Source organism: Frankia tisae, from assembly GCF_025403405.1.
GTDB classification, from domain to species: domain Bacteria; phylum Actinomycetota; class Actinomycetes; order Frankiales; family Frankiaceae; genus Frankia; species Frankia tisai.
The window spans coordinates 1-10947 of sequence record NZ_JANEZT010000231.1 but is presented as its reverse complement, the minus strand read 5'-3'; the positions used below and the strand labels follow the sequence as shown (position 1 = coordinate 10947).

Below are 10947 nucleotides of genomic sequence, written 5' to 3'. Positions count from 1 at the left end.
TCCCCCTTCGTGCCGGCGGAACCAGCCGCGCCGGCGGAACCAGCGCCGCCCCGCCCGTCGGCGCCGAGGCCGAGGCCACGGCGCACCGGCCGCAGGTCGTCGAGGAACCGGGACGGGCGCCGCGAGCGCCGGCCGTCGGCGCGGGCCAACGCCCAGGACAGGATGAGGTGGGTACGGGCCCGCGTCACACCCACGTAGAGCAGGCGTCGTTCCTCGGCGATCTGGTCGGCGGTCTTCGCGTGGACGAGCGGCAGCGTGCCGTCAGTCAGCCCCACGAGGAAGACCGCGTCCCATTCCAGGCCCTTCGCGGCGTGCAGTGTGGACAGCGTCACCCCCTCCACGGTGGGCTGGTGCTCGTGGGTGACGCGGTCGCCGAGCTCGGCGACGAACTCGGCGAGGCCCGCCTGCGGGGAGCGGACGGCGAGGTCGGCGGCCAGCCGATGCAGGGCGGCAAGGTTCTCCCACTGCTCCCGCTCGGCCCCGGACCCCGCCGACGGCCGGTCCACCCGCCAGTTCAACGCGCCGAGAATGTCGGCGACGGTGTCGGCGAGCCCGTCGGGCCGATCGCTGTCGGCCGAGCGCAGGGCGGCCCGCAGCAGCCGCAACGCCGCGACCACCTCGGTGCGGGCGAAGAACTTCTCACCGCCGCGCACGAGGTAGGCGATGCCGGCCGCGCCGATCTCGGCCTCGTAGGCCTCCGACTGGGCGTTGATCCGGTACAGCACGGCGATGCGGCTGGCCGGCGTTCCCCGGGCGATCAGCGTGCGGATGCGGCTGGCGACGGCGGCAGCCTCGTCCGCCTCGCTGTCGCACTCCAGCCAGACCGGCGGCGGGCCGTCCGACGCCGCGGCGACGAGTCGGGTACCGGGCGCCGCCTGCACGAGCCGGTTCGCCAACCCCACGACCTGCGGGGTCGACCGGTAGTCCCGCACGAGCCGGACGAGGGCCGCGTCGGGGTAACGGCGCGGGAAGTCGAGCAGGTAGCGAGGCGTGGCGCCGGCGAACGAGTAGATGGTCTGGTGCGGGTCACCGACGACGCAGAGGCTGTCTCGCTCGCCGAGCCAGGCTTCGAGCACGCGTTGCTGCAACGCGTTGACGTCCTGGTACTCGTCGACGACGAGGTGGCGGTACCGGGCGCGGACCTCGGTGGCGACGAACCCGTGCTCCTCGATCATCGCCGCGGTGAGCAGCAGCAGGTCCTCCATGTCAACGACGCCGGCCTCCCGCTTGACCTCCTCGTACGCGGCGTAAAGCCGGGCGATGGCCTCCGCCGGCGTGGCGGTCTCCCGGCCGCTGGCCGCCGCCATCCGGGCGTAGTCGCCGGGCGCGACGAGGCTGGCCTTGGCCCACTCGACCTCGGCAGTCAGGTCCCGCAGTTCGGCGCGGTCCGGCCGCAGCCGCAGGCGCCCCGCGGCGCGCATCATGTGGGGGATCTTGCTGGACTCGGGGCGGGGCAGCGGCCCGCCGGCCACCGCCGGCCAGAAGTGCTGCAACTGCCGCAACGCCGCCGAATGAAACGTGCGCGCCTGCACGCCGGGCACACCCATGGCCCGCAACCGGCCGCGCAGCTCCCCCGCCGCCCTGGTCGTGAAGCTCACGGCGAGGATCTGGCCGGAGCCAACCCCCCGGTCCACGACCATGTGGGCGATTCTGTGGGTGATGGTGCGCGTCTTGCCCGTACCGGCACCAGCGAGGATGCAGACCGGCCCGAGCGGGGCATCAGCCGCGGCCCGTTGCTCGGGATCGAGCTCGGCCAGCAGATCCCCGGCCGCGGGCGAGGCAGCGGCCCGCGCGGCGGGGGCAGGCGATCCGGACATCCCTCGACACGGTAGTCCTCGCGCTCGCCGGGAAGCGCCGCAGGCGCGACGCTGTTGAACCAACCGTTGCGTCCCAGTGGCTTGGAGGCCCATTCGTGCTCACGATCTACACGACTTCCTGGTGCGGGTACTGCGTTCGACTGAAGCGCCAACTCGACCAGGCCGGGCTGGAGTACACCACCGTTGATATCGAGAACGACCCGACAGCAGAGCAACTTGTCCGCGATGCCAACAACGGGAACGCGACCGTACCGACCGTGCTCTTTCCCGATGGCACTGTGATGACGAACCCGAGCGTCCGCCAGGTCACCGAGAAGGTCACTTCTGCCGCATAACGGATACGTAGAGCAACAACATCCCGGGAGTTCTTACCTTCCCACCGCACACGCGGCCGGCTCGTGGGACGGTGTCCGTCACTGCCCGTGAAGTTTGTGGGAGAGTTCGGCTTGTGTCGTCAGTACCTTCAGAACAGGCGTGGAGCACCGTCGATGCCGCGCTGCGGGCCGCCCGTGCCCTGAACCGGATGGAGACAGCCTGTTTCGTCGTGGTATCTGCGACGACGGCGAGCTATCTCCGCGTGACCGGAGCCTTCGCCGATCTCGGCGAGGGAACCCACTATCCCCGGGCGGACAGCATCATCGCCCGGATGCTCGACGGTGCGCCCACGGCGGCGGCCGAGGTCGGCCCGGGGCATCCCGCGGCCGACACGGCTGAACATCGCCTGCTGGGGGTGCGCAGCTATCTCGCGATGCCGGTGATCCCCCCGGACGGTCGACTGCTCGGTTTTCTCGTCGGCCTGGACCGCGATGAGGTGGCCGTGTCCGCCGACACGCTGACCCTGGTCCGGGCAATCGCCGACGCCCTGGCGGCCACGGGTGACATCCCCGCGCCGCCCCCGCCGGCGGTCTCACCCAATGGACCGCGGCCCGGGGGCCTCCGGGAGGTGACCATCGACCCAGGCAACGGCGGCAACGGCGGCCATGCTTCGGTCGAACCGCCGGGCGACGGGTCCACCGCGAGCGGGGACGCGACGCGCGACGGTGATGGGTCTGGGCCACCGGGCGGGGAAGCCACGCAGGGGGCTGCCACGGCATCCCCGCCGCCGTCCGGCGTGCCCAGCGCGCCGGAGGATGCCACGCCGAGGCCCGCAGACAGACCGGCCCCGGCCGCTTCGGCTGCTTCAGCCACCCCGGCTGCTTCGGTCACCCCGGCTGCTTCGGCCATCCCGGTCGCCCCGCGGTCGCCCGGCCGGGTGCCATCGCCGCAGACCGTTGCGCGGGTGGCCCGCCCGGGGCCGCCCAGCCGGGGCGGGCCGCCGCGTCCGGCTCCGCCGTCTGTTGTTCCCGGCGGCGGCACCGGACCCGTGGGGACCGGCAGCGCCAAGCCGGCTCCCGCCGTCCCCCGGCGTTCCACCGCGGACATGCGGCTGCGCCGGACGCCCGCCGGCTGGGTCGTGGAGGGCCCGGGGCCGGAGATCCGCCCAGTCGGCGATCTCCTCTCCGCGATGGTTCTCGCCGACCTGTTGGCCGAGGACCTCGCCCCACCCGGTCGCCCGCGCCGGGCGGAGCGTGATCTCGGCGAGATCGAGCAGCTACGGCTGTCGGTTGTCCAGCTCGAGCACGCCCTGGCGTCCCGGGTGATCGTCGAACAGGCCATCGGCGTGCTGGCGGAACGCAACCAGATCCGGCCGCGGGAGGCGTTCGAGCGGTTGCGGCGGACCGCACGAGGCATGGGCCGCCGAGTCCATGACCTGGCCCGGCAGGTCGTGGACTCGGTCGGGGACCCCCGAGCGGTGCTCCCGGGGGAGCTCGGTGGCCGGGGCGGCCCTGCCGGCAGTAATCCCGCCGGCAGTAATCCCGCCGGCAGTGGCGGTCCCGCCGGCGCGACGCCGGAGCCGGGCGGCGCGCCCCGCCCGGCGCCACCGCGGTCCACCTCCGGCCGGCACTGACCGGCCCGGTAGACCTGTGGATCTACCAGACCCGGTGGGCGCCGGTCGACACCTGGCTGCGGCGCCCGCCGGGCGAACGCGCGGCGCTGCCCGAAGGCTGACGCGCCTCGCGCTCGACCCGGCAGGCGGCGTCAGGAGTCAATCAGTCCGAGCGCTCCCACGGCCTTGGCAATCTTGGATTTGTCGCCGACGAGCACCGTGACCAGCCCGGTGGGTGCCAGCAGGTCGGCCGCGACGGCCTGGACGTCGGCGGCCGTCACCTCGGCCAGCGCGCGCGGGTGGTCGCGCAGGTACTCCACGCCCATGCCCACCCCGGCAAGCGCCGACAGCGTCGAGGCGAGCCCCGCGGCGGTGGCGCTGCCGATGGCGAGCGTGCCGACCGCGTACTGGCGGGCCGCATCAAGCTCGTCCTGCGTCGGCGGCAGGACCGCCAGCCGACCGAGTTCGTAGAGGATCTCCAGCAGAGCCGGGCCGGTCACCTCGGTGGCGACGTCCGCGGCCACGGTGAAACGCGATCCGACCTGGTAGTGGTCGATCGAGCTGCGGGGCGAGTACGTGTAGCCCTTGTCCTCGCGGATGTTGTTGACCAGCCGGGAGCTGAAGTACCCCCCGAAGATCGTGCTGGCCAGCCGCTGCGCCGCGTAGCCCGGGGCGGATCGGTCCAGCGCTGCCCCGCCCAGGCGGATGTTCGTCTGCACTGCGCCGGGGCGGTCCACGATGACGATCGGGCCGGTACGCAGTTCGGGCAGCGGCGGCGCGCCCGCCGCGGGCCGTCCCGACCAGTCGCCGAGCGCCGCGGAGACCGCACTCAGTGCCCGCTCGGGCGACACGTCGCCGACGAGGGTGAGGATGGCCCCGGCCGGCGAGACCCGCTCGGCGTGCAGGGCACGCACGTCCGCCGGGCCGACCTGCCCGACCACGCTCGGGTCGGGGATGCCGATGGCGTAGGGGTGGTCACCGAACAGCCGTTCGAGCAGGGCCTCGCGGGCGATCACCGCGGGCTGGCTACGGGCGACCGCGGTGTCCTCGACGATCCGCTCGCGCTCGCCGGCAACCTCGTCGTCGGGATAGGTGGCGCCGAGCAGCACGTCCGCCATGATCTCCAGCAACGGCTCGAGGTTGACCGCGAGCGCGGAGCCGACGACGGCGAGCCGGTCGCTGTCGACCCCCGTGGACAGCGAGCCGCCGAGCCGCTGGACCTCGGTGGCGAGCCCCACCCGGTCGAGCCGCCGCGACCCGGTGAACAGGGTCTCCGCCAGCACCTCGGCGCGGGCCTGATGCACGGGCCCGAGCCCGGCGAACGGGATACGCAGGCGCACCTCGACGATCGGCACGCTGCCCCGCTCCACCACCAGCACCCGCAGGCCGTTGCCGAGGGTGCGGTCGGTGACGGCTGGCAGCGCCGCCGGCTCGGTCGGCCGGACGGCTGGGATCACCCCGGCCGGTGCGGCCGGGGTGGCCGTGGCCGCCGGCGCTACGCCCGCGGAGTTCGTCGATGTCGAGGTCACAGCACTCCCGATCATGAGGCGGCGCCGGCGTGCAGCTCCAGGACCGAACGGCCCTGGTCGAGCAGGGACCCGGCGGCGGCGGCGACCGCCTCGGCGGTGACGGCGGACAACTCCGCCGGCAGTTCGTTCACCAGCTCGGGCCGGCCACGATGCAGCTCGTGCACGGCCATGGCCAGCCCGCGACCGAGGGCGTCGTCGGCCGCGCGCAGCAGCGAGGAGGCCACCCGGGCCTGGACCCGCTCCAGCTCGCCCTCCTCCAGGCCGTCCCCCGCGAGCCGGCCGAGCTCCTCGTCGACGGCCGCGAGGACCACGTCGGCGCTGGACTCCTCGGACTGGCGGGCCTCCAGGGTGAGCAGCAGCGGGTCGCGCTGCTCGAACGGGTCGCCGAAGGTGCCCAGGTACGTGCTGACCCCGATGACCGAGCGGTCCTTCTGGACCAGGCGCCGCTCCAGGCGGCTGGCATCGCCGTCGCTGAGCACCTCGGTCAGCAGGTAGTAGGCGAGGTAGGTGGGCAGGTCGGCGATCGGGTCGGGGACGCGGTAGCCGACCGCGAGCGCCGCGCGGGGAGCGAGCGGGTCGACGATGACCGCCCGGCGCTCCGCCGTGGGCACCGGCTCCGTGAAGCTCGCCCGCGGCGGCACTGCGCGGGCGGGGATGTCGCCGAAGTAACGGTTGACGAACGTCAGCGTCTCGCCGGGGTCGAAGTCCCCGACGATGGTGAGCACGGCGTTACCGGGGGCGTAGTACTTGTCGAAGAAGTCCTCCGCGTCGTCGAGGCTGGCGGCCTCCAACTCGGAGAAATCCCCGTATCCGTTGTGTGCGTTGGGAAAGGTGTCGAACGCCACCGGCGGCAGTTTGATCCAGGGAAATCCGCCGTACGGCCGGTTGAGGACGTTGACCCGGATCTCCTCCTGCACCACGGCGATCTGGTTGTCGAGGTTCTGCCGAGTGATCTTGGGCGCCCTCATCCGGTCCGCCTCGAGGAACAGGGCCAGTTCGAGCGCCCCGGCCGGCAACAGCTCGAAATAGTCCGTGTAGTCGGGGTGCGTGGAGCCGTTGAAGATTCCACCGGCGGCCTGGACGTGCTTGGGATGCTCGGCCTTCCCCACGTTCGCGCTGCCCTGGAACATCAGATGCTCGAACAGGTGAGCGAAACCGGTGCGGCCTTCGGGCTCGGACCTGAAGCCCACGTCGTAGTGCACCGAGACAGCCACCACCGGCGCCGTTCGGTCGGGTGCGAGCAGGACCCGCAGGCCGTTGTCGAGCCGAGTCCGCTCGATCGGATAGGAGGATGCCGGCAGGGCCGACCTCACCGCGGCGGAGCCGACCGGACCGGGTTCTCTAGGCGAGGACACAGTTACCCACGCTACTGCCCGCCGGCCGGCCCCGGTGGCGAAGAAGGCCACCGGCCGGCTTTGCGCCACCCGCCGATGCGCTCCGGGCCGCGCCCACCGGCGGGGTGGTGCGTTCCCCGGGGCAAACGCGGACCGGGGTATGCCCCGGGTGCCGGGGCGGTCCCACAAAAGGAGGCCCGCGTCCGGGCACCTGGCGGGCGACCCGAGAGCCGATGCGCGGCCGTGCGGCCGCTGGCCGAGCCGCCCGGCGACCGACGCTCACCACCCGCGCGCCGCGTCTCGGCGGTCGCGCGCGCGGCGCCGGCCGCCGGCCCGCGCCGCCCCGCCATAGCGCCCCGGGTCGCTGCGGCGCCGCGCGGCGGAACCCGCCGCCCGGCCGGGCGCGCCGGCCACGGCGACCAGAAGGACCAGCGTGGCGGCGATCGCGACCTGCAGAAGGAGGGTCACGAGGGCGCCGCCGCCGATCGCCGCGGACACCACCAGCCCGAGGGCCGCGCCCAGCAGACCCAGCAGGATGGTCATCACGCAGCCGATCGGGGCGCGCCGGGACCGGGGAACGGCGGCCCGCCCCAGCAACCCTATGATCACGCCAGTAATCAGAGCGCTGATGATGCCGGTCAGAGCGTCCACGGGCCGATTCTGCCGGCTGAGGACGATCGACGACCACGAGCCGCCCAGCTCGGGTGACGGGGTGCGGGAAATGGCGACCACCAATCGGCAAACTGTTCCCATGAGACAGTTTCCGGCCGGGCTGCCCGAGACTCTCGCCGCGGAAGTTGACTCGCTGGGCGAGGAGATCATGGCCGCGATCGCCCGCGAGGTGCCCGCCTACGCCCGCCCGCTGGAGGGCGGCTTCGGCCGCGGCGTGCGCCGCGGGGTCGCCGAGGCCCTGCACCGCTTCCTCACCGTGGTCGAGGCCGGCCCGCACTGCGCCCCGGACCTCGCCGCCAGCCGCGAGGTGTACGTCCGGCTCGGCCGGGGCGAGGTCCACTCCGGCCGGTCGCTGGACAACCTGCTCAGCGCCTACCGGGTCGGCGCCCGGGTCTCCTGGCGGCGCCTCGGCGAGGCGGCGGTGCGCCACGGCGGCGTGGACGCGGCGGGCCTGGTATCCCTCGCCGAGATGATGTTCGCCTACATCGACGGCATCTCCGCGGCGTCCGCCGAGGGCTACGCCGCCGAGCAGTTCGCGGCGGGCGGGGAGCGGGAACGCCTGCTCGACCGCATCGGCGAGATGCTGCTCACCGGTGCTCCCGCGGACGCCGTCGCACGGGTCGCCGAGGCGGCCAGCGTGCGGCTGCCTCGCCGGCTGGCCGCCGTCCTCATCCCGGCCCGGCCCGAACCGCAGCCGGTGGCCGGGCGCGAGCCGGCCGCCTCCGTCGTCATCCCGGCAGGTCTCGTCCCCGCAGGTCTCATCCCGGCAGGTCTCGTCCCCGCAGGTCTCATCCCGGCAGGTCTTGTCCCCGCAGGTCTCATCCCGGCAGGTCTTGTCCCCGCAGGTCTCGTCCCCGCAGGGTCCGCGCCCGGTCGCACCGAACCGTTCCTGCTGCCCGCGGACTGCCCGCGGGCCGTGCAGGGCCAGGACACCTGGCTGTTCATGGGCGCGGCGGAACGCGGTCCGGCGCGGGCAGCCCTGGCGAAGCGGCTGGCGGGCCTGGCCGCGGTGGTAGGACCGGCGGTGCCGTGGGGCCAGGCCAAGGCGAGCGCCGCCCGGGCCCGGTTCGCCCGCGACGCGCGTAGCGCCGGCCGGCTCGCCGGTGCGGTCGCCGCCGATCCGCTGTTCACCGACGAGCACCTCAGCGCGCTGGTGCTCGCCCGCGACCCAGGGCTCGTGACGGACCTGGCGACCCGGCTGCTCGCCCCCCTCGACGGTCTGCCGAGCCGGACCCGGGAACGGCTGGCCGAGACCCTGCTGCACTGGCTGTCACTGCGAGGGCAGCGCGGGTTGATCGCCGAACGACTGCACATCCATCCGCAGACCGTCCGGTACCGGGTCAACCAGCTCCGCGAGCTGTTCGGGCCGTGCCTGGAGGATCCCGACGTCCGGTTCGACCTCGAGCTGGTGCTGCGCGCCGGCGCCACCGGTGCCGGCACCGGCACCGAACCCGCGGCCGCTTCGAACGACGGGAACGGATCGGCCGAGCCGACCCGGCCGGACTCGACGGCGGGCGCCGTGACCAGGCACTGACGACCCCCGCCGGCAGGGCCCGGCAGCAAGGCCCGGCAGCAGGGCCCGGCGCCCTCGCGCCGCCCGGCCGTACCGGACCGTCCGATCCGGTACGGTCCAGGCGTGCGGCTGGGCTCCTTCAACGTGATGCACGGCCTGTCCCTCGCCGACGGCCGGGTCGAGTCACGGCGCTTTGCCGCGGCCGTCGCCGGGCTTGGCGCGGATGTGCTCGGGCTGCAGGAGGTCGATCTCGACCAGCCGCGGTCCGGCGGGATCGATCTGGCCGCCGAGGCGGCGGCGGCGCTCGGAGCCACCGACGGCAACTGGCGGTTCGTCCCGACCGTGTTCGGCACCCCCGGAGCCGGCTGGCGGCCCGCCGAGGGCGCCCGCGCACCCGGCGAACCGGCATACGGCATCGCGCTGATCAGCCTGCTACCGGTCCGCGAGTGGCGGGTGATCAACCTTGGCCGGGCCCCGGTCCGCTCCCCCATCGCGATTCCGGGCGGCCCGAACCGCTCGGGGCGGCTGATCATGCTGGACGACGAGCCGCGGGTCGCGATCGCCGCCCGCATCGACGCGCCCGGCGGCCCGCTCACCGTCGTGACCACGCACCTGTCGTTCGTCCCCGGATGGAACGCGATGCAGCTACTGCGGTTGTCCCGGCGCCTCGCCGGCCTCGACGGCCCGCTGATCGTGCTCGGAGACCTCAACCTGCCGGGACGCCTGCCTGCGGCACTGACCCGCTGGCAGCGGCTGGCGGTCACCCCGACGTATCCCGCGCACGCCCCCCGCGTCCAGCTCGACCACGCGCTGGCCCGTGGGCCGGTGGGCGAGGTCACCGCCGTCCAGAGCCGGCGCGCGGAGATCTCCGACCACCGGGCCCTGCTCGTCGATCTGGCCGACCAGCCGATCTGACCCGACCAGCCGATCTGACCCGGCCCGCCGCGATCGGTGCGGCGGGGCTTGACCTTGTCCCTTGGGCAGGCCAGAGCCTGGCCGCGGCCGGGCGCTGTGCCCGGCACGAGGAGGTGGCCGCGGTGGTCCTGCTGACAATCGGGGAGTTCGCCCGGCGCAGCCGGCTGTCCCCGAAGGCGCTTCGGCTCTACGACGAGCTCGGGTTACTCCGTCCGCGGCAGGTCGACCCGGTGACGGGCTACCGCCGCTACGCCCCGGAGCAGCTCGAACAGGCCCGGCTGGTGGCCTGGCTGCGCCGGCTGGGGATGCCGCTCGCGCGCATCCGGCGGGTCTGCGACCTCGACGGCCCCGCCGCGGCCCGTGAGGTGGGCGCGTTCTGGGCCGAGACCGAGGCCGACACTGCCGCCCGGCGCGACCTGGCCGCCGTCCTCGTCAAGCACCTTTCTCGAAGGGTTGTCGACATGTCCGACCCGGACCCGATCATCCAGCCCACGACCGCGGGCGTGCCCTCCGCTCATGCCCCGGCCTCCCTGCTGACGCTGCGGCACGCCGCGCTGACGGACCGGGGCCTCGTCCGCCCAAGCAACCAGGATGCGGTGCACGCCGGCTCGACCGTGCTCGCCGTTGCCGACGGCTTCGGTGCCGACGGCGCCGCGGCCGGTGCCGCAGCCATCGACGCCGTGGCGCGGCTGGAAGCCGCCCCCATCCCACCCGGAGAGCTGCTCGGCTTCCTCGCCGACGCGGTCACGCGGGCGAACCGGGCCATCCGGGCCCTCGTCCACCCCGATTCCGCCGCGGTCTCGCCTACGGCCGGGACAACGTTGACGGCCATGCTCTGGACTGGATCGGCCCTGGCACTCGTTCACATCGGCGACTCCCGGGCCTACCTCCTGCGCGGCGGTGAGTTGCGGCAGATCACCCATGACCACACCTTCGTCCGGTTGATGGTCGAGGACGGGCGCCTGCGCCCGGAGGAGGCAGCGACCCACCCGCAGCGCCTGCTCCTGCTGCGCGCGCTGGACGGCGGGCAGGCGACCTTCCCTGACATCGGGTTGCACGAGGTGCGCCGCGGCGACCGCTACCTGCTCTGCTCCGACGGGCTTTCCGGGGCGGTGCCGGCGGCGGCGCTGCGCCGGGTGCTGGCCTCGGCGGCCGAGCCGGAGCAGGCGGTCCGCGACCTCGTCGCCCTCGCCAACGACACCGGCGGCGCGGACAACGTCAGCTGCGTCGTGGCCGACGT

9 protein-coding genes are annotated in these 10947 nt (G+C 74.1%); 5 read left to right on the top strand and 4 right to left on the bottom strand.

All coding sequences use genetic code 11. The features are described from left to right. On the bottom strand, positions 1 to 1817 hold a 1817-nt coding region (locus NBZ85_RS20375; protein ID WP_261562418.1), incomplete at its 3' end, for an ATP-dependent helicase. A 95-nt stretch (positions 1818 to 1912) separates the two neighbouring features. Here NBZ85_RS20375 and NBZ85_RS20370 point away from each other — a divergent pair. Both NBZ85_RS20370 and NBZ85_RS20365 read left to right on the top strand, forming a co-directional pair. Continuing rightward, a complete protein-coding gene (locus tag NBZ85_RS20370; protein WP_261556932.1) occupies positions 1913 to 2152 on the top strand; it encodes a mycoredoxin in 240 nt (79 codons plus the stop codon). A gap of 188 nt (positions 2153 to 2340) precedes the next feature. Next, the gene (locus NBZ85_RS20365) at positions 2341 to 3765 is read left to right on the top strand and encodes an ANTAR domain-containing protein (RefSeq protein ID WP_264762014.1); all 1425 of its coding nucleotides are present in this window, start codon (positions 2341 to 2343) and stop codon (positions 3763 to 3765) included. Between the two features lie 131 nt (positions 3766 to 3896). On the opposite strand, the gene NBZ85_RS20360 is transcribed toward NBZ85_RS20365, so the two are convergent. The 3 genes from NBZ85_RS20360 to NBZ85_RS20350 form a co-directional block, all read right to left on the bottom strand. Next, positions 3897 to 5288, bottom strand: coding sequence for a M16 family metallopeptidase (locus NBZ85_RS20360; RefSeq protein ID WP_261556930.1), 1392 nt, complete (start codon positions 5286 to 5288; stop codon positions 3897 to 3899). Then, a complete protein-coding gene (locus NBZ85_RS20355; RefSeq protein ID WP_261556939.1) occupies positions 5285 to 6586 on the bottom strand; it encodes a M16 family metallopeptidase in 1302 nt (433 codons plus the stop codon). The genes NBZ85_RS20360 and NBZ85_RS20355 overlap by 4 nt, the downstream gene beginning before the upstream one ends. Before the next feature lie 300 nt (positions 6587 to 6886). Next, positions 6887 to 7258 (bottom strand): hypothetical protein, encoded by a 372-nt coding sequence (locus NBZ85_RS20350; protein ID WP_261556929.1) that lies wholly within the window; start codon positions 7256 to 7258, stop codon positions 6887 to 6889. 100 nt (positions 7259 to 7358) lie between these two features. On the opposite strand from NBZ85_RS20350, the gene NBZ85_RS20345 reads away from it, so the two are divergent. The 3 genes from NBZ85_RS20345 to NBZ85_RS20335 all read left to right on the top strand — a co-directional run. Beyond that, positions 7359 to 8813: a PucR-like N-terminal domain-containing protein gene (locus NBZ85_RS20345; RefSeq protein WP_261556928.1), complete on the top strand. Its 1455-nt coding sequence runs from the start codon at positions 7359 to 7361 to the stop codon at positions 8811 to 8813. Between the two features lie 102 nt (positions 8814 to 8915). Then, positions 8916 to 9707, top strand: coding sequence for an endonuclease/exonuclease/phosphatase family protein (locus tag NBZ85_RS20340; RefSeq protein WP_261556927.1), 792 nt, complete (start codon positions 8916 to 8918; stop codon positions 9705 to 9707). A 122-nt stretch (positions 9708 to 9829) separates the two neighbouring features. After that, a partial coding sequence (locus NBZ85_RS20335; protein WP_261562417.1) for a MerR family transcriptional regulator occupies positions 9830 to 10947 on the top strand: 1118 nt, incomplete at its 3' end.